Raw genomic sequence first — 17,740 nt, forward strand, 5'->3', positions numbered from 1 at the left:
AGTTGACCAAGAAACTAGAATAGTTTCTATGGAAACAAGATTCGCGTCGGGAGTGACTTCGGGGGCTGCCTCGGGCTCGCTCCGATGGATCCTGTTCGGCGCGCTGGCGCCCATCTCGTGGGGGTCGGTCTACTTCGTCATGCTGCACTGGATCCCGGCGGGGGAGCCGCTCACCGCTGCGGTGCTGCGCGCGCTGCCCGCCGGGTTGCTGCTGCTCGCACTGCGGCGTGCGCTGCCGCGCGGCAGTTGGTGGTGGAAGGCGCTCGTGCTGGGCGCGCTCAACTGCGGCCTCTTCTTCATGCTCGTCTACCTCGCGGCGAAGCTGCTGCCGACGTCGGTCGCGGCGATGCTCATGAGCCTGTCTCCCGTCGCGATGATGCTCCTAGCCTGGGGGCTCGTGGCCGAGCGGCCGACCGTCCGGCGTCTGCTCGGCGCGGGGATGGGTGTCATCGGCGTCGTGCTGCTGATGGCAGCATCCGTCGGCACCATCGACGGCTGGGGCGTTGCCGCTTCCGTGACGGCGATGGCGATGTATGCGCTGGGCTCGGTGCTCGCCAAGCGATGGAGCGGCGAGGTCGACGCCGTGGCCTCCTCGTCGTGGCAGCTGACCGCCGGCGGCCTGCTGCTGCCCTTCGCGCTCGCGCTCGAAGGTGTGCCGTCGGGGCTCGATCCCGCTGCGGTGCTCGGCTACGCGTATCTCTCGCTCATCGCGACGGCCTTGGCGTTCGTGTGCTGGTTCGGCGCGCTGCGGCATCTGACCGCTGGGCAGGTCGGCCTGCTCGGCCTGCTGAACCCGGTCACGGGCGTGCTGCTCGGGGTGCTGCTCGGAGGCGAGCTGCTCACAGCCGGGCAGTGGATCGGCATCGCCGTGGTGCTCGCGGGCGTCACGATCGGGCAGACGGTGGCGCGGGCGCGCGGGCGGCAGCAGCGCACGCCAAGCCTCGTCGCGACGTAGCGCGAGCGCTGCTGCGTCAGCGGTGCTCGAACCGCCAGGGCAGCGCACCGACATGCAGCCGGTGGCGCGGGCCCTCTTCGGTCTCGGGCGCGCCGTCGTAGCGCTCGTCGCCGTGCCAGATGGCCAACCCGCGCTGGGTGTCCTGCTTCGTCTCGTACACCCGCAGCTCGTGCTCGCGCACCGCGCGCAGCGCGGCCTCGGTGGTGGAGAACGCCATCAGGGTGTCGAGCGTGATCCACGTCGGCGGGAACAGCCGCAGCTCGCCGGCGCCGTGACGCTTGAGCGCATCCGCCGGGCGGATCCACTCGTGCGCCTCGACCTCGCTCGGCTGCGGCACGATCTCGCCATCCGGTGCTTCGGCGAGGAAGAACCAGGTGAGGAACTTGGTGTCGAGCTGGGCTGGCGGCGACCAGTGCGACAGGGGCACGAGCGCGTCGGGTGCGACGATCAGGCCGGTCTCCTCGGCGGTCTCCCGCACGGCGGCGTTGCGCGCGGACGCCTCGGTGGCGGCGGCGCCCTGATCGGCCGGAACGGCGTCGTCGGGCGCGGTGTCGACGGGCTCCACCTTGCCGCCCGGGAAGACCCAGCCGCCGGCGAAGGCGCCGCGGTCGGGGCGCTGCAGCAGCAGCACTTCGATGGCGCCGGGGCCGTCGCGCAGGAGCACGAGCGTCGCGGCGGTGCGAATGTCGGTCACACGTTCACGCTATCGCCGCGTCGCGCAGGTCTTCGGATGCCTCGCCCGCCGTGGCGCGGATCGTGGCATCGCTCGGCGCCTCATGCTCGCGGTCGACGGTGTGCAGGTCGGGCTTCTGCGCCGGCACCGCGAGCACTTCGAGCGCCGGCGCGTGCTCGAGCGATGGATCCAGGCCCTGCAGGCTCGAGAAGCGCCGCGCCTGCGTGACGACGTTGCGGTCGAGTGAGGCGTTGAAGGCGTTGTAGGCCTCGACCGTCTTGTTCAGGCGGGTGCCGAGGGTCGTCAGATGCGTGCCCATGGTGCCGAGCCGCTTGTGCAGCTCGCGGCCCACCTCCAGCACGCGCATCGCCTCACCGGCGAGCTGCTCCTGCCGCCAGGTGTAGCCGACCGTGCGCAGCAGTGCGACGAGCGTGGCAGGGGTCGCCAGCACCACGTTGCGCTCGAAGGCGCGCTCGAAGAGCGTCGGGTCGCGCTCGAGCGCCGCGTTGAGGAACGGCTCCGCCGGTACGAACATGACGACGAACTCCGGCGTGCCGGGCACCGCCTCCCAGTACGACTTGCCGCCCAGCTGGTCGATGTGGTCGCGCAGGTGCCGCGCGTGGGCGTCGAGCCGCTTGTCGCGGGTGGCGTCGTCGCGCGCCTCCATCGCCTCCAGGTAGCCGTTGAACGCCACCTTCGCGTCGACGACGATCTGCTTGTCGCCGGCCAGGTGCACGAGCATGTCGGGTCGCAGCGCGCCGTCGTCGGTGGCGAGATGCGCCTGCTCCGTGAAGTCCACGTGCTCGAGCATGCCGGCGGCCTCGACCACGCGCCGCAGCTGCAGCTCGCCCCAGCGACCGCGCACCTGCGGTGCGCGCAGGGCGTTGACGAGCTGCCGGGTCTCGAGCGAGAGCTGCTCGGAGGAGGAGCGCATCGCGTGCAGCTGCTCGGCGAGTGCCGCAGTGGCCTCTGCTCGTGCCTTCTCGGCGGCCGACACCTCACCGCGCACCGACTCGAGCGACTTCGACAGCGGCTCCACGAGCTGCTGCACGGCGGCCTCGCGCTTCGCGAGCTCTGCGGCGCCCTCGGTGGACGAGCGACGCAGCCGCTCTTCGGCCTGCTCGAGGAACACCGCCGAGTTGCGCTCAAGCGCCGCGCTCGAGAGCTTGGCGAACTCGTCCGCCCGGCGCTGCGCGTCGGCCTGCAGCTCGGCGATCGCCGCACGACCGCGCTCGCGCTCGTCCGCGAGGCGGCGCTGCGCCTCGGCGCGCAGCTCCTCGAGCTGCGCCGCGTGCCGTCGCTCGGCTGAGTCGCGCTCTCGCTCGGCCGCGTCGCGCTCTCGCTCGCGCTCCTGCTCGACGGCGTCGAGCCGGCCGCGCACGGCATGCAGCTCGGCGCCGGCGCGCGCGGCACCGATCCGGGTGCCGAACCACGCGCCGAGGCCGAGCGCGAGCAGCACGGCGACGAGAGCGACGACAAGGGTCAGCGGGTCCATGCAGCCACCACACCACGAGCCACCCACGCGCGTGCGGACCCCACGCGCGCCGCCCCGAGGTCGGGCGAGCGGCAGCGACGCGCGGCGCGTAGGGTCGGGACATGGTCGAGATCCGGCGCATCCTCGCGCCCAACCCAGGCCTCATGACGCTTGACGGCACGAACACCTATGTGATCGGCGGCCAGGTGGTCGTCGATCCGGGTCCGGCGGACCCGGAGCACATCGAGCGACTCGTGGCGCTCCGGCCGCGGCTGGTGCTGGTGACGCACCGGCACGGGGACCACACCGAGGGCGCCGCGGAGCTCGCGCGCTCCGTGGGCGCCGAGCTGCGCGGACTTGACCCGGATCAGTGCCTGGGGGGCGAGCCGCTCGTCGACGGCGAGTGGATCCCGGTCGACGACATCGAGCTCCAGGTGCTGGCGACCCCCGGCCACACCTCCGATTCCGTCTGCTTCGTGGTCCCAGAGCAGGCGGTGCTCACGGGCGACACCGTGCTGGGTCGCGGATCGACCGTGATCATGCATCCCGACGGTGCGGTCGGCGCGTTCCTGGCCAGCCTCGACAAGCTCGAGGCGCTCGGCGACCTCGAGGTGCTGCCGGGGCATGGCGCACCGCGGCCGTCGATCGCCGAAGCGGCACGTGAGTACCGGGCCCACCGGCGCGAGCGGCTTGCCGAGGTGCGCGAGGCGCTCCGCGCGCTTGGGACCGACGCGGGGGATGCGGATGTCGCCGCGGTCACCGACCGCGTCTACCCCGACGTGGACGAGCAGATCCGCTTCGCCGCGGAGGCGTCGATGGCGGCGCAGCTCGCGTATCTGAGCTCGACGGACTGAGCGCGACCGGCGCGCCCGCGCTGCCGGGGCCGGCAGGGTGGTGCAGCCATGCTGCGAACCCGGTGGCCGTGCGAACCGGGATGCGTGCAGAGTGCAGAGTGCACAGATCTGCACCAAGAAGCAGCGGAGTGCACATGGCGGCCCCGAGGCTGGCTCAATACGTTGGCCGCATCTGCAGCACGCTCCGGGAAAGGGCCCCGCATGGCTACCACGGCACACGATGACTACTCACTCCAGCGCGTTCCGAAGGCGGCGCGCAGCCACTGGTTTCCGATCGCGGTGCAGCGGTTCGGGCAGGTGTCAGCGCTCTCGCAGTTTCTGCTGGGTGCGACGCTCGGCTACGCGCTGAGCTTCTGGGATGCGGCGCTCGCCTTCCTGATCGGCTCGATCATCCTCGAGATCGTGATCACGATCGTCGGCATCATCGGGCAGAAGGAGGGCATGCAGACCTCCCTGCTGACCCGTTGGACCGGCTTCGGTGAGATCGGCTCCGCACTCGTCGGCCTCGCGATCGCGATGAGCCTGATCGGCTGGTTCGGGATTCAGAGCGCGATCTCGGCAGAGTCCCTCGATTCGCTGATGCCCGACCTCATGCCCATCCCGGTCTGGTCGATCCTCTTCGGGCTGCTCGTCACGGCTGTGGTCGCATTCGGCTTCAAGGGGATGCAGTGGCTCGCGAACGTCACGGTGCCGCTCTTCCTCGTGCTCGTCGGCTGGTCGGTCGTCAGTGAGCTGAGCCAGCACTCCATCGCCGACTTGATGTCGCGCGCCCCTGCTGGTGAGCCGATGTCGGTGTTCGCCGGGGCTGGCGTCGTGGCCGGCGGCTTCATCGTCGGAGCGATCATCACCAGCGACATGACGCGGTTCAACCGCACCCCTGGCGATGTGGTCAAGGTCACCGTCGTCGGGATCACCCTCGGAGAGTTCGTCATCGGCATGGCCGGCGTGCTGCTCGCGCATGCGGCGCAGTCGGGCAACATCGTGGCCATCGTGACGTCGGCGGTCGGTTGGATCGGGTTGCTCATCATCGTCACGGGGACGCTGAAGATCAATGACTGGAACCTGTACTCCTCCGTGCTGGGACTGGTGAACTTCGTCTCCACCAGTTTCAACAGGGCACTCCCGCATCTGGCGACGACCCTGGTCGTCGGACTGGCCGGGACGCTGCTCGCGGCCTTCGGCATCCTCCAGGGCTTCATCCCATTCCTGACGATCCTCGCCGCAGCATTCCCGCCGATCGCGGGCATCATGGTCGCCGAGTACTTCGTTGTGCGGAAGTTCCGACCGCAGCTCGATGAGACTCGCGACGCCGAGACGATGCCGAGGACGGCACCGCGCGTCGTGCCCGCGACGATCGCGATCTGGCTCATCGCGAGCCTGGTCGGCTACTTCTTCACGTGGGGCATCCCGTCGATCACCGCGCTGCTCGTCTCCTTCGTGCTCTACGTGGCTGCGGGCAAGCTTGGCCTCGTGCGCGGAGTCGGTGAGGTCGAGACAGAGACGATCGCATCGGACGCGCGTGCTGGCGGAACCCCCGTGGAAGCTGCGCCGCAGGAGCGCTGACAGGCGAGGGCTCGGTGGCGCCGCGCCATCGAGCCCTCGTTGGCGCTGGGGCGCGCCCCAGCGCTCCGGCACAGACTTGGAAGAGGAAGAGGGATCGGATGCATATCGGAATCGACGTCGGAGGCACGAACACCGACGCAGTGCTCATGGAGGGCACCACGGTGCTCGCGAGCGTCAAGCGCTCGACGAGCGCGGACGTCACGAGCGGCATCGTCGCTGCGATCGAGTCGCTACGCACCGATCGGCCATTCGAGGGCTCGGACGTGACGGCGGTGATGATCGGCACGACGCACTTCATCAATGCGCTGGTGCAGGCCCGCAACCTGGCCCCGACGGCCGCGCTCCGACTCGGACTGCCCGCAACCCGCGCACTGCCTCCCCTGGTCGACTGGCCGGAGGAGCTGCGGCAGGCGATCAAGGCGCGCACCTACCTCGCGCATGGCGGCTACGAGTTTGACGGACGGCCGATCTCGCCGCTTGACCCCGACGAGCTGCGCCGCCACGCCGCGGACATGGCTGCCCACGGCATCCGCTCGCTCGCGATCTCCAGCGTGTTCAGCCCGGTCAACCACGATCTGGAGGTGCAGGCCGCGGAGATCGTGCGCAGTGAGTTGGGTGATGGTGTCGCCATCTCGCTGAGCCACGAGATCGGACGGATCGGCCTGCTCGAGCGCGAGAACGCCACGGTCATTAACGCGGCGCTGCGCGAGCTCGCGGTCGAGATCGTCGACGGGCTCAGCGCGGCAGTGCGGGCCCAGGGCATCACGGCGCCGATCTTCCTGAGCCAGAACGACGGCACGCTGATGGACGAGGACTTCGTGCGGCACTACCCGGTGGCGACATTCGCATCCGGTCCGACGAACTCGATGCGCGGTGCAGCCATCACCAGTGGACTGACCGACTGCGCGGTGGTCGACGTCGGTGGTACGACGGCCGACATCGGGCTGCTCGTCAACGGCTTCCCGCGGGAGACGTCGACGGAGGTGACCGTGGCCGGGATCCGCACCAACTTCAGGATGCCCGACGTGCTCTCGCTCGGCATCGGCGGCGGCAGCCATGTGCACGAGCAGAGCCGTGAGGTCGGCCCGACCTCTGTCGGGTACCGCTTGACGACGGATGCGCTCGTCTTCGGCGGGGCGACGCTCACGGCGACGGACATCGCCGTGGCCGCGGGTCGGGCAGACATCGGCGACGCCGACCGCGTCCGACACATCGACAAGGGCTTCGCCACCGCGGTGATCGAGCGGATCGCGGAGCGGGTCTCCGAGGCCGTCGATCGCATGCGCACGTCGTCCGCGCCGATCCCGGTCGTCGCCGTCGGCGGCGGTTCGATCCTGCTACCGGACGAGCTGCCGATCTTCGGCGCGGTGCAGCGCCCCGACAACTATGCGGTCGCCAACGCCATCGGCGCCTCCATCGCGCAGGTGGGCGGCGAGATCGACAAGGTCGTCGCCGTCGACCCCGGTCGCCGCGACACAATCCTGGACGCAGTGCGGCAGGAGGCCGTGGATAAGGCCATCGCGGCCGGCGCCGCCCCGCGCACCGTGCAGATCGTCGACTTCGACGAGGTGCCGCTCCCGTACCTTCCCGGCAACGCGACGCGCGTGCGCGCGAAGGCCGTCGGCGATCTCGACATGGGCCGATGATGAGCTGGCACATCACCGCCGACAGCATTCGCGGCCTGGCGCGGGGAGCCGCCGTCCTCGGCACCGGCGGCGGGGGAGATCCGTACGTCGGCGCGCTGCTCGCCCGCCAAGCGCTCGGGGACGGGTCGGTCGAGGTCGTCCCGCTCCGCGAGCTGCGCGACGACGCACTCGTGATCACGGCCGCGATGATGGGCGCTCCGACGGTCATGGTCGAGAAGCTGCCGAGCATCGACGAGGTGCTGGCGCCGATCGAGGCGCTCGCGGCGAGCCTCGGTCGCGACGTGACGCACATCGCCTGCGCGGAGATCGGCGGCGTCAACTCCACCATCCCCGTGGCGGCGGCAGCCGCACTCGGACTGCCGCTGCTCGACGCCGACGGCATGGGACGGGCGTTCCCTGAGCTGCAGATGGTGCTTCCGACGATGTACGGCATCACCGCGTCGCCGCTCGGTCTGGCCGACGAGAAGGGGAACGTCGCCGTGCTCCAGACCGCCGACAACCACTGGACGGAGCGCATCGCTCGGGTCGCGGCGGTCGAGATGGGCTGCTCGGTGATGATCTCGGGCTTCGCGATGAGCGGTGCGCAGGCGCGAGAGTCGCTCGTCGACGGTTCGCTCTCGCTGTGCGTCGAGCTCGGCGATCGCATCGCCGACGCGCGCGCTGCCAACGACGATCCGGTGGCGGCCGTCGTGCACCGCCTCGGTGGCCGCGAGCTCTTCGCAGGCAAGGTCATCGATGTCGCACGCGCGACGACCGCAGGCTTCGCCCGCGGCAGCGCGCACCTCAGAGGCTCTGAGGGCGAGCTCGAGCTCTCCTTCCAGAACGAGCACCTCATAGCCGAGCTCGACGGCGAGGTGCTCGTCACGACGCCCGACCTCATCATCGTCCTCGAGCACGACACGGGCGAACCGATCACGACGGAAGCGCTGCGCTACGGCCAGCGGGTGCGGGTGATCGCGGCACCCGCAGACGAGCGGTGGCACTCAGATGAGGGTCTGGCGCTGGCGGGCCCCGGCTACTTCGGGTACGACCATGCACCCACGCGATTCGACGGCACGGTGAGGAAGGCTGCGGCATGAGCTTCGAGCTTCGCGCGAGCGATCTGAGCGACCTTGCGAGAGGCGCGACGCTGCTGGGGACCGGTGGCGGGGGCGATCCCTACATCGGCCGCCGGCTCGTCGAGCGCGTGCTCGGCGACGGTGCGATCACGATCCTCGACCCCGACGAGATCGCTGACGACTTATTCGTCATCCCCACCGCGCAGATGGGTGCGCCCACCGTGATGATCGAGAAGATCCCGGCAGGCACGGAGCCGAGCCTCTCGCTGCGCATCCTCGAGGAGCACCTTGGCCGGAGGGCGGATGCGACGATGCCGATCGAGTGCGGTGGCATCAACTCGATGATCCCCCTCGTCGTGGCAGCGGAGACGGGGCTGCCGGTCGTCGATGCCGATGGAATGGGGCGGGCGTTCCCCGAGCTGTCGATGGAGACCTTCGCCGTCTACGGCGTGCACGGGTCTCCGCTCGCGCTCGCCGGCGAGCGCGGCGAGCGCATCATCATCGACACCGGCGACGACGACCGGCAGATGGAGTGGCTCGCGCGCGCAATCACGATCCGGCTGGGCGGCGTGGGGCACATCGCCGAATACGCGATGTCGGGCGCAGATGTGCGACGCACGGCAATCCCACGCACGCTCTCGATGGCGCTCTCGCTCGGTCGCGCGATCCGAGAGGCGCGAGAGGACAATCGGTCGCCGTTCGACGCCATCGCAGACGCGCTCGCGAGCACGCTCTACAGCCACGTCCGAGAGCTGTTCCACGGCAAGGTGGCTGACGTCGAGCGCAGGACGACCGACGGCTTCGCGAAGGGTCGAGCTCGCATCGCCGGCCTCGGAGGCGAGGGCGACGATCTCGAGATCCGATTCCAGAACGAGAACCTGATCGCCACGCGCGGCGGGGAGACCGTCGCGATCGTGCCCGACCTGATCTGCGTGCTGGACGCGGACACGGCGGAGCCGATCACCACCGAGGGGCTGCGCTACGGGCAGCGAGTGCGCGTGCTGGGCATCTCGACACCCGAGATGATGCGCACGCCGGAAGCGCTCGCGGCGTTCGGGCCGTCCGCGTTCGGGCTCGCGGAGCGCTTTGTGCCGGTCGAGACGAGGGCAGGAGCGGTGCAGATCTAGGCTGAACCCATGCCCTGGACTCTCGAGCGTGCCGATCTGGCCGCGCTGGGTCGCGGCGCATCACTGCTTGGCGGCGGCGGCGGTGGGAATCCGCGGCTGATGGCCCTGAGCGCGGGCGAGTCCGCCGACTGGCCCGTACAGGTGCACCAGGTCGCCGAGCTCGACCCGGCGACGCCCTGCGTCGCGGTCGGCCTGGGCGGCTCCACGACCGTCTTCGGCGAACGCCTGCCACACCCGGATCTCTTCGCGGAGGCGATCGCGACCATCGACCGTTGGACAGGGGCGCCTGCCGAAGCGGTGTGCATGACGGAGATCGGTGGAATGAACGCGCTCTCGGCCCTGCCCCTCGCGCATGAGCTGCGACTGGTCGACGCGGATCTTATGGGCACAGCGCTGCCCGAGCTCGACCAGTTCACGCTGCTCGCCGACGACGTGCCGGATCTCGTCGTGGCGATCTCGGCGTGGACGCGTGGCACGGTGTTGATGACCGACGCGCGCCCGAAGGATGTCGAGCAAGTCCTGCGCGCCGCGTTCCAGGCTGCGGGAGGGTGGGCCGGCACCGTGATCGGCGGCTTCCGCGTCGGTGATCTGGCGCAGCACGCGATCGCCGGCGGGCTCGCACGCGCCCTCGAGCTCGGAGGCGCTTGGGGCGCCGCCCCGATGTCGATCGGCTCACGGATTGCGGCGATCGGCGCGGAGCGGCTGGGGGTCGGGCGCGTGACCGCGATCGAGCACGATCGGTCCGATGTGCGCATCCGCACCGTCGACATCGCCGGCAGTGATGGCGCGCTCGTTCGCGTCATCACCCGGGACGACGCGCTTGCCTGCATGGTCGACGGTCGCGTCGCCGCGCGCGCACCGCAGATCATCGATGTCGTCGACCCGCAGTCGGGCGCGGTGCTGCAGGTCGAAGACATCGCCGTGGGCAAGAGCGTCGCTGTGCTCGTTCTCGACGCGCCGGCGTGGTGGACGGCGAGCCCGGAGCGGCTCGCGATGGTGCTGCCGTCCCGTTATGGCCTCGAGGGGCTCGACCAGGTCGACCGATGAGCGGACTCAGCCTCGACGAGCTTCTGGAGCAGCCGACGCGCGCGACGATCGAGGTCGTCGTGCGCGCGAGCGATTCGTGGGATCGCGTCGAGGTCGAACCCGACGAGGCGTCGCTCGGGCGCGTTGCATCGCCCTCGCTCGCCGTCCTCGTCACCAATCGCACCACCACCGCGTGGCAATTGGATGCGATGCTGCGCAGAGTCCGCGATCTCGGATACACCGGCATCGCGCTCCCGGATCATGTGATGCTCTCCGTCGGAACGGCGGCGCTCGCGCGCCGCATCGGTCTCACTGTGCTGCAGACGGATCGCCCGGTCGTCCTGGCCCGAACGTGCTGGGAGCTCGCGACGAGCAGCGAGGCGCTCAAGCTCACACTCGTGCGCAAGGTCGCGCAGACCATCCAGTACTCCGCGCGCGATCTGCCTGATCAGCTGCGCCACCTCGCATCCGGCATCGGCCACGGGGTGGCGCTCGTCGGCCCGCACGGCGTGCTCCAGCAGGCTGGGCCGGCGCTCGATCCCGAGCTGCTCGAGCGCATCGCGTTCGACTCCTGGGTCGACCGCCTCCAGGATCGACGAGGCAGCGTCGCCTCGGTGCGGGTCGACAGCAAGGGTGCCGATCGATTGCGCCTTGTGTTCCATGGCACCTCGCTCAGCCTCGCTCAGCTCTCTGCGCTCGCCGCCGCCGCCGAGATCGCGATGCCAGCGGTCGCGGCACGCATGCTGATCGATGAAGTCGCCGAGATGAACGACGCGTCGCGCTCGTCGTCGTTGCTGAGTGAGCTACTCGACCCCTTCACCGCGCACGACTCGGAGCTCGACCGCAGGGTTGCTGAACGCGGGTGGCGTCCCGAGGGATGGCACGTCGGCTTCAGCGCGCAACCTCGGGGCAGGGTCGAGCCGCTCGAGTTGCTGCGCCTGCTCCAACCAGCCCTCAGCACGCTGCCGGTCGCCGCGTACTTGACGATCCGCGGCCCAGGGGTAGCCGGATGGATCAGCTTCCCCCACGCCCCGACGCGCCCTGAGCTCGAGCGCGCCGTCGCCGCCCTGCAGCAGCTCCACGAGTCGGCGCTCCGTCAACTACCGATCGCGACCGGCGTCGGCACCCTGCAGCGGGGCGTGCAGGGGTTCGCGCAGACCATCCAAGAGTCCATCGACGCTGCCCGACTCGCTGCGGACCGGTCAGCTGCGCGATGGTTCCTGCACGTCGATCGGCTGGGCGTCGAGCAACTGCTGCTGGCATGGACTGGCAGCGACGCGTTCCTGCCCGCGGCTCGCGACCTGCTCGAGCCGTTGCGCGACGTTGATCGGGAGACGCTCGCGGCGTACCTGGACCACGAGTCCTCGCTTGCAGCGACGGCGGGTGCGCTCGGCATCCACCGCAATACGGTCGCGCAGCGCGTCGCGCGCGCCGAGTCGCTGCTCGGCATGGACCTCGGCGACGTGGAGGCCAGGCTGGCCCTGCGGCTTGCGATCAGAGCGACCGGGGCCGCTCGGGAGGCCTAGCCGCTCTTGCGGCGGTGCACGCGCTTCTGCACGGCGGGCCCGCTGTGGGCGCCCTGCACGCTGCTGCTGGGGCTCATGCCCTGACCGTGGTGACCGAGCTTCTTCTTCTCCAGCGCCTCGCGGAACTTGCGGCGCTGCGCGTCCTCCTGCGTCTCGCTGCCCTCAGGGGTGTCCGGAGGGGTCTCGACCTCGTCCGGCTCGGCATCGTGACTCGTCATGCCTCAACCTTGCCGCCTTCACCCGCGGATGTCGACCCCGACCCGCCCTGCGGCCGAACCGCATCCGCCGATCGGGTCGCGGCGCGCGCCTTCAGGCGCGGCGCAGGCTCGATCGGCTCGAGACGAGCGTGGCCTGCGGGGCGCCTGCAGCGACGGTGCGCACGAGCGTGGTGAGCCACACGAAGATGACGCCGACCACGATGACCTCGAGCCCCGCGATGCTGATGAGCGCGAACGGGCGCCACAGCAGCAGCGCCAGCACCACGCCGACGCCGGCGCCCGCGGTCGTCAGCCGCATCGCGCGGGGAGGCCCCGGCATGACGATCATCACCGCGACGGCACTGGCGGCGAACACCCCGAGCGTGCCGAAGGCCGCGATGCTGTGCAGGAGCGGCGCATCGCTGACGGGGAAGAGCCCGACCGCGGCGAGCGCGGCACCCGCGAGTGCGAACAGCACCACCACCGCGGCGATGCGGCGCAGCGCGGCGTCGCCGAGCCACCGGTGCAGGTCACGGCCCAGATAGGCACCGATCGTCGCCACCAGCAGGCCCGCGACGACGAGGGTGCCGTTGAAGGCCCATGCGCCGTCGCCCGTGCCGAGCTCGGAGAAGTGCCGCTCCCACCAGCGGGGATCCGCCGCGGTGATCATCGCGAACAGCGTGCCGATCGTCAGGTAGCTGAACAGCAGCGTCGCCAGGTCGTGCGTGCTGAGCTCGACGCCCGCCTGGAAGGCGAGCCAGCCGCTGGCGGCGCTCGCGACGCCGGTGAGGAGCGCGCCGCCGATGACGGGAGCCTCCAGGCCCTGCAGACCCAGCGCCAGGATCTCGCCACCGGTGATGACGCCCATGTAGGCGACCGCGGCGAACGCGATGGTGAGCGCAACGGCCGAGACGCGCGCCACGGTGCGCTGCCAAGGCGGCATCGGGGCGGTCTCGCCGCGGCGATGCAGCAGCGTGCTGGCCACGAACGCTGCAGCCGCCACGAGCGCCGCGATGCCGGCGGCAGGCTGCGCGACCGACCCCGCGCCCGCGATCGGCCGCGGCTCGCCCGCCAGCGCGACCAGGCCGAAGAGCACGCCGACGCCGAACGAGGTCCAGGCGGCGACGATCGCCTGCGACTCCCTGCGGGTCGCGTGCCCGTCACCGTCGCGCATCGTCGCCTCCACGCACCCGATGCAACCACGTCTCGCGAGTCGAGCACAGCGAGGCCGGTCCAGAATCAGGATCCGGACGGGCTGCTGGGGGATCGATACGCACGCCGTGCTCCGTGGAGTGCCGCGACGCCCAGCGTGACGAAGGCGAGCGTGGTGGGCCAGACGGCCAGGCGCTCGGTGGCTCCGATGGTGGCTTCGTGGCCGATGGTGAAGAGCACGACACCGATCCCGTCGAGGAGGGCCAGCGCGCCGATGGCGGCGCTCAACCTTCGCTGGCCGGCGTGCAGCAACGCTCCGGCCACGGCGCCCACCAGCAGCATCCCGCCGCCGATCGCCAGTGTTGCTCCGATGACGTGCAGGGCGTTGCGTGCGCTCTCGCTCCCGACCCCAGCATCGACAGAGCCCGGCAACAGGCCCACCATGATGACGCCGACGGCGAAGACGTGCCCGAGGATCCCGACGGGCCAGCGCCAGCCCCGGCGCAGCTCGCCCATGAGCAACCAGGTTGCGGACGCCACGAGCACGCCCTGCAGCACGAACCCGGTGTTCATGACGGCGTGGGCGGGCGAGCAGATCACCGGGTCGACCGACGTCAGGCACTCGGGGATTCCGAGGTCGGAGACGTAGTGACGCACGAAGCTGTAGGGCGCGCGCACCCACGCTGCCGCGGTGACGACCTCGGCGACGAAGTATTGCGCCGTGGCGACCAGCAGGACGCCCCCCGCGATGCGCCGTGCTCTCAAGTGCATGCACCCATCGTCCCAGCCTCGGCCGACATGCAGGACCCGGACGTGCTCGACGACTGAGCCGGTCGGCCCGGTCCGGAATCAGAGCAGGGTCTCCTCGGCCACCACGAACGGCACGGAGGCGTCGAGCTCGATGCGGCTGTATCCGATCGGGCCGCCGCCGCCGACCTTGCCGCCGTCGACCTCCAGCCAGGCGTAGACGTAGATCGCATAGCGGCGGCCCGGCACCGCCACGAAGTCGGTCGTGACGCCGGTGCCGACGCCGGCGGTGCCGCTCGTGCCGCTGTCGAGCAGGTGGCCCTCGGCGCTCGAGCGCCGCACCACATCGACCCAGTGGTCGCGCTCCTGGAAGAAGCTGTCGGCGACCCCGGGCTTCCAGCTTTAGACCAGGATGCCGAGCGAGCAGCGCACCGAGGCACCGATCGTGTAGCGGTTGAACGAGGTGAGCGCGAGCCAGGGGATGTGCGGTCGCACGGACACGCGGGCAGGGCCGTGCTCGGCGACGAAGAGCATGCCGGCACCCCCGACCGAGAACGCCCACTGGCCCCAGTAGACGCCGCATGCGCCACCCAGCCGACCGGAGCGGATGATGGCGGGGCCGGCGGTGGTGAACGGGCTGCCGTACTGGCTGTGGTCGAGCCACGCGAAGCGATAGAAGCGCCGCTCGCCGGTGCCTTCGCGGTCCGGCCCGTAGACGTGCAGCAGGTCGCGCGCCTCCGGGGGCGGCTTCGGCCGCAGCCATCCGCCGATCGTGAGGTCGAGCCCGTCCACGACCGAGTGCACGATGACGGCGTGCAGGTCGAGGCGAAGGGCCGGATTCACACGGTCGCGGAAGCGGTCCAGGTGCTCGGCGACGTGCAGCGGCACGGTGCGCCCGTCGTGCAGCTGCTCGTCGACCGGCGGCCCCGCTGCCGATCGGATGCCCGCACGCCGCGGCATGGCGGTGCGATCCATCGACGCGAGCAGCTGCTCGAGTTCGTCGTCGTCGATGCGGGGGGATGCCGGGTCGCTCGTGCTCATCGCGACCACTCCTGTCGGAGGTCGGTGCCCCGATCCGCGCGGGTCCCCGTGGGCTCGTGCGTCGGGACGGTTCGAGCATGGCACTGCTGCCCGCGTCACGACAGACCGCATCTTGAGGCGTCGCGCCGCGCTCGCGCATCGCGCCCTTACCCAGGCACGTGGGAGAGCGTGGGCCGATCGCGCACATGCGGGACAGGCGCGGCCCGCGCGTCGCCGTAGGCGACGGCGAGCCTGAAGCTGGCCCACAGCACACCGGTGACGGCCGCAGCGATCATCGCCGCGCCGACGTCGGGCTGGAATCGCAGCAGGACGCTGATCGGTGCGCCGAAGAGTGTCGGCACGAGCTGCAGCATCACCCAGGCCGCTGCCACCGTGGTCGCGAGCGGGAACCAGAGGCTGAAGAGACCGAACGCTCGCGCGCCGGCGCCTGGCGCGGCCTGCCGCTTGGCGCGCAGCGCGGCGCGGTGGCGCCAAGCCCAGATCGCGCTCGCGGCGTAGGCGATCGGCAGCGCGACCAGCCCGACGAAGAGCAACTGCTGCGACCACCGCGACCCGCTGCCGGGCGGCTCGACGCCGAGCGCGGCAGCGATGATGCCCTCGCGCAATCGCGCGGTCTCCCCGAACCCCATGCCGCTGCCCCCGTTGACCAGCACCACGGCGCCCGTCCGCTGGGCGGGCACCATCGTCGCGAGCGTCTCGACACCGGGCGTTGATCCGGAGTGCGAGACGGTGCCGTTCGCCGCGTCGATGAACCAGCCCAGGCCGTAGAACGACGATGCTCCGCCGGAGGGGCGCATCAGCAGCGTCTTCCCCTCGGCGCTGAGGATGTCGTCCTCCCCGTTCATCAGCAGATTCAGGTAGCGGGCAAGATCGGAGGCACTCGCGACGATCCCGCCTTGCGGTGCTGTTGCGGGCGACGTCGACCGATCCCGCACGGGCAGCTTCGCCCAGAACCACGGCGTGTGCCCGACGGCCATCTCCTTGTGGACGGCGCCGTCGGAGACGAAGCTGTGCTCCATGCCGATCGGTCGCAGGATGTGCTCCTCGATGTAGGACCCGTACGACTGCCCGCTCGCTTCTTCGATCAGGTGACCGAGGATCTCGTAGTTCGTGTTCGAGTACTCCCATCGCTCTCCAGGCGGATAGGCTGGACTTCGATCCGCGTCCCACTGCACGCGGCGTGCGAGCGCGTCCGCGCCGACGCCGGGGGCGCGCGATGGGTTGCCCTGCAGCGTGGAGTAGCCGCTCGTGTGGTCGAGCAGTTGGCGGATGGTGACGGTGGCGGCGGGGCTTCCCTCGAAGACGTCGAGGTGAGCGGAGATCTCGTCCTCCAGGCCGAGCGCTTCGGCTTCGACGAGCTGCATGACGGCGAGCGCCGTGAAGCTCTTCGAGATCGAGCCGATGACGAACGGCGTGTCTGGCGTGACGGCGACCTCGGTTCCTGCCTCGACGACGCCACGCGCGCCGACGGACCGCACCGCTCCGTCGTCGACGATCGCGTAGGCGAGACCGGGTACGCCGGACGCCGCCATCTCCTGATCGATGACCCGTTCCACGGTCGCCTCTGCCTCGGCGAGCGGCGATGTGACGACGCCGAGCAGCAGCCCGGCGATGAGCAGTGGGCGCATGAGCATGTCCCTGCCTCAGTCGGCGACGCGGAAGACGGCCTTGCCGCGAATGCGGCCGGCGGTGAGGTCGTCGATGGTCTCCCGCACGGCGGTCAGCGGCCTGACGGTCGACGCCGTGGACCGCAGCGCGCCCGTCTCCACGAGCCGGCTCAGCTCGAGGAGCCCTGCGCCCGACACCGATGCGATGAAGAAGCCGAGTCGGCGGCGGCTGAACACCGAGCGCAGCCGGGCGCCGAACTGTCGTTGCAGCCCGCCGGTCCATCGCCCGCCGCCCTCGCCGCCGACGATGACGAGTGCGCCGGTTGGCGTCAGGATGCGCATCAGTCTGCCGACGGGGAGTCGACCGTTCACGTCGATGATGACGTCGTAGCGCTCGGGCAGCGTCGTGACGTCGGTAGTTGCATAGTCGATCACTCGGTCGGCCCCGAGCGAGCGAACAAGGTCGGCCTTGGCGCCGCTCGACACACCGACCACCGCTGCTCCAGCCGCTGCTGCGAGCTGCACGGCGTACCCGCCGACGCCGCCCGAGGCACCGGTGACCAGCACGCGATGGCCCGATTGCACCTTGCCGTGCGTGTGCACCGCCTCGAGCGCCGTCAGCCCCGAGACCGGGATCGCGGCCGCGTCGTTGAAGCTCACGCCCGCTGGGATGCGCGTGACCGTGCTGGCGTCGGCAACCGCGTACTCCGCGAAGCTTCCGGCCGCGGTGCCGAACACGCGCTCGCCCACGGCAAACCCGGTCGTCTCCGTACCGAGAGCGACGACGGTGCCTGCGACATCCGACCCCGGGATCGGCTGTCGAGGCGCGCGCATGCCGAACATCGGGCGAACCAGGTAGGGCAAGCCCGCCATGATGTGCCAGACCCCTCGATCGAGGCCCGCGGCGGCCACGCGGATCAGCACTTGCTTTGGAGTCGGCTGCGGCACCGGCACGTCTTCCAGTCGGAGCACCTCCGCACCCCCGTAGCCCCGCTGCATCACCGCAGTCATGGTGCGCGGGACGGCGTGTGCGGCTGACGCGGCGCCGGTGTCGATCTTCTGGGTCATCACTCTGCTCCTCGAGTCATCGTACT

Annotated in this window: 17 protein-coding genes; 8 read left to right on the forward strand and 9 right to left on the reverse strand. The window is 70.7% G+C overall.

What is annotated here, in order from left to right:
* Positions 1–28: 28 nt before the first annotated feature.
* Positions 29–955 (forward strand): EamA family transporter, encoded by a 927-nt coding sequence (locus tag ABG090_RS00495; protein ID WP_347755385.1) that lies wholly within the window; start codon positions 29–31, stop codon positions 953–955.
* 16 nt (positions 956–971) lie between these two features.
* Here ABG090_RS00495 and ABG090_RS00500 read toward each other — a convergent pair whose 3' ends face one another.
* Positions 972–1,649 (reverse strand): NUDIX domain-containing protein, encoded by a 678-nt coding sequence (locus ABG090_RS00500; protein WP_347755388.1) that lies wholly within the window; start codon positions 1,647–1,649, stop codon positions 972–974.
* Positions 1,650–1,653: 4 nt separating this feature from the next.
* Positions 1,654–3,123 (reverse strand): DNA recombination protein RmuC, encoded by a 1,470-nt coding sequence (gene rmuC / locus ABG090_RS00505; RefSeq protein ID WP_347755391.1) that lies wholly within the window; start codon positions 3,121–3,123, stop codon positions 1,654–1,656.
* A 101-nt stretch (positions 3,124–3,224) separates the two neighbouring features.
* Between rmuC and ABG090_RS00510 the strand changes: the two genes are divergently transcribed.
* The 7 genes from ABG090_RS00510 (at position 3,225) to ABG090_RS00540 (ending at position 11,902) form a co-directional block, all read left to right on the forward strand.
* Positions 3,225–3,956 carry an MBL fold metallo-hydrolase gene (locus ABG090_RS00510; RefSeq protein ID WP_347755394.1) on the forward strand — a complete coding sequence of 244 codons (732 nt, stop codon included), beginning with the start codon at positions 3,225–3,227 and terminating at the stop codon, positions 3,954–3,956.
* Between the two features lie 201 nt (positions 3,957–4,157).
* Positions 4,158–5,519: a cytosine permease gene (locus tag ABG090_RS00515; RefSeq protein ID WP_347755397.1), complete on the forward strand. Its 1,362-nt coding sequence runs from the start codon at positions 4,158–4,160 to the stop codon at positions 5,517–5,519.
* Positions 5,520–5,617: 98 nt separating this feature from the next.
* The gene (locus ABG090_RS00520; protein ID WP_347755400.1) at positions 5,618–7,165 is read left to right on the forward strand and encodes a hydantoinase/oxoprolinase family protein; all 1,548 of its coding nucleotides are present in this window, start codon (positions 5,618–5,620) and stop codon (positions 7,163–7,165) included.
* A complete protein-coding gene (locus ABG090_RS00525; RefSeq protein WP_347755403.1) occupies positions 7,165–8,244 on the forward strand; it encodes a DUF917 domain-containing protein in 1,080 nt (359 codons plus the stop codon). The genes ABG090_RS00520 and ABG090_RS00525 overlap by 1 nt, the downstream gene beginning before the upstream one ends.
* Positions 8,241–9,350 (forward strand): DUF917 domain-containing protein, encoded by a 1,110-nt coding sequence (locus tag ABG090_RS00530; RefSeq protein WP_347755406.1) that lies wholly within the window; start codon positions 8,241–8,243, stop codon positions 9,348–9,350. Before ABG090_RS00525 ends, ABG090_RS00530 begins: the two co-directional genes overlap by 4 nt.
* 9 nt (positions 9,351–9,359) lie before the next feature.
* Entirely contained in the window at positions 9,360–10,397 is a 1,038-nt protein-coding gene (locus ABG090_RS00535) for a DUF917 domain-containing protein (protein ID WP_347755408.1), read from the forward strand.
* Positions 10,394–11,902 carry a helix-turn-helix domain-containing protein gene (locus ABG090_RS00540; RefSeq protein ID WP_347755411.1) on the forward strand — a complete coding sequence of 503 codons (1,509 nt, stop codon included), beginning with the start codon at positions 10,394–10,396 and terminating at the stop codon, positions 11,900–11,902. Before ABG090_RS00535 ends, ABG090_RS00540 begins: the two co-directional genes overlap by 4 nt.
* Here ABG090_RS00540 and ABG090_RS00545 read toward each other — a convergent pair.
* The 7 genes from ABG090_RS00545 to ABG090_RS00575 form a co-directional block, all read right to left on the reverse strand.
* Positions 11,899–12,120: a DUF5302 domain-containing protein gene (locus ABG090_RS00545; protein ID WP_347755414.1), complete on the reverse strand. Its 222-nt coding sequence runs from the start codon at positions 12,118–12,120 to the stop codon at positions 11,899–11,901. The genes ABG090_RS00540 and ABG090_RS00545 overlap by 4 nt on opposite strands.
* Before the next feature lie 91 nt (positions 12,121–12,211).
* Positions 12,212–13,273, reverse strand: coding sequence for a DUF998 domain-containing protein (locus tag ABG090_RS00550; protein ID WP_347755415.1), 1,062 nt, complete (start codon positions 13,271–13,273; stop codon positions 12,212–12,214).
* Between the two features lie 65 nt (positions 13,274–13,338).
* A complete protein-coding gene (locus ABG090_RS00555; RefSeq protein ID WP_347755417.1) occupies positions 13,339–14,022 on the reverse strand; it encodes a DUF998 domain-containing protein in 684 nt (227 codons plus the stop codon).
* 78 nt (positions 14,023–14,100) lie between these two features.
* The gene (locus ABG090_RS00560) at positions 14,101–14,340 is read right to left on the reverse strand and encodes a hypothetical protein (protein ID WP_347755420.1); all 240 of its coding nucleotides are present in this window, start codon (positions 14,338–14,340) and stop codon (positions 14,101–14,103) included.
* A gap of 60 nt (positions 14,341–14,400) precedes the next feature.
* On the reverse strand, positions 14,401–15,039 hold the full coding sequence (locus tag ABG090_RS00565; RefSeq protein ID WP_347755423.1) for a hypothetical protein: 639 nt from the start codon (positions 15,037–15,039) through the stop codon (positions 14,401–14,403).
* A gap of 146 nt (positions 15,040–15,185) precedes the next feature.
* Positions 15,186–16,673 (reverse strand): serine hydrolase domain-containing protein, encoded by a 1,488-nt coding sequence (locus ABG090_RS00570; RefSeq protein WP_347755426.1) that lies wholly within the window; start codon positions 16,671–16,673, stop codon positions 15,186–15,188.
* Positions 16,674–16,682: 9 nt separating this feature from the next.
* Positions 16,683–17,714, reverse strand: coding sequence for an NAD(P)-dependent alcohol dehydrogenase (locus ABG090_RS00575; protein ID WP_347755429.1), 1,032 nt, complete (start codon positions 17,712–17,714; stop codon positions 16,683–16,685).
* Positions 17,715–17,740: the final 26 nt, after the last annotated feature.

The sequence above is a fragment of the Agrococcus sp. ProA11 genome, assembly GCF_039880525.1.
Taxonomy (GTDB): Bacteria; Actinomycetota; Actinomycetes; order Actinomycetales; family Microbacteriaceae; genus Agrococcus; species Agrococcus chionoecetis.

Bases quoted from the DNA above. Each gene is read 5' to 3' on its own strand.
- ABG090_RS00495 (WP_347755385.1), top strand. From the start codon at position 29: ATGGAAACAAGATTCGCGTCGGGAGTGACTTCGGGGGCTGCCTCGGGC.
- rmuC (WP_347755391.1), bottom strand. From the start codon at position 3,123: ATGGACCCGCTGACCCTTGTCGTCGCTCTCGTCGCCGTGCTGCTCGCG.
- ABG090_RS00510 (WP_347755394.1), top strand. From the start codon at position 3,225: ATGGTCGAGATCCGGCGCATCCTCGCGCCCAACCCAGGCCTCATGACG.
- ABG090_RS00515 (WP_347755397.1), top strand. From the start codon at position 4,158: ATGGCTACCACGGCACACGATGACTACTCACTCCAGCGCGTTCCGAAG.
- ABG090_RS00520 (WP_347755400.1), top strand. From the start codon at position 5,618: ATGCATATCGGAATCGACGTCGGAGGCACGAACACCGACGCAGTGCTC.
- ABG090_RS00525 (WP_347755403.1), top strand. From the start codon at position 7,165: ATGAGCTGGCACATCACCGCCGACAGCATTCGCGGCCTGGCGCGGGGA.
- ABG090_RS00530 (WP_347755406.1), top strand. From the start codon at position 8,241: ATGAGCTTCGAGCTTCGCGCGAGCGATCTGAGCGACCTTGCGAGAGGC.
- ABG090_RS00535 (WP_347755408.1), top strand. From the start codon at position 9,360: ATGCCCTGGACTCTCGAGCGTGCCGATCTGGCCGCGCTGGGTCGCGGC.
- ABG090_RS00540 (WP_347755411.1), top strand. From the start codon at position 10,394: ATGAGCGGACTCAGCCTCGACGAGCTTCTGGAGCAGCCGACGCGCGCG.
- ABG090_RS00545 (WP_347755414.1), bottom strand. From the start codon at position 12,120: ATGACGAGTCACGATGCCGAGCCGGACGAGGTCGAGACCCCTCCGGAC.
- ABG090_RS00550 (WP_347755415.1), bottom strand. From the start codon at position 13,273: ATGCGCGACGGTGACGGGCACGCGACCCGCAGGGAGTCGCAGGCGATC.
- ABG090_RS00555 (WP_347755417.1), bottom strand. From the start codon at position 14,022: ATGCACTTGAGAGCACGGCGCATCGCGGGGGGCGTCCTGCTGGTCGCC.
- ABG090_RS00565 (WP_347755423.1), bottom strand. From the start codon at position 15,039: ATGAGCACGAGCGACCCGGCATCCCCCCGCATCGACGACGACGAACTC.
- ABG090_RS00570 (WP_347755426.1), bottom strand. From the start codon at position 16,673: ATGCTCATGCGCCCACTGCTCATCGCCGGGCTGCTGCTCGGCGTCGTC.
- ABG090_RS00575 (WP_347755429.1), bottom strand. From the start codon at position 17,714: ATGACCCAGAAGATCGACACCGGCGCCGCGTCAGCCGCACACGCCGTC.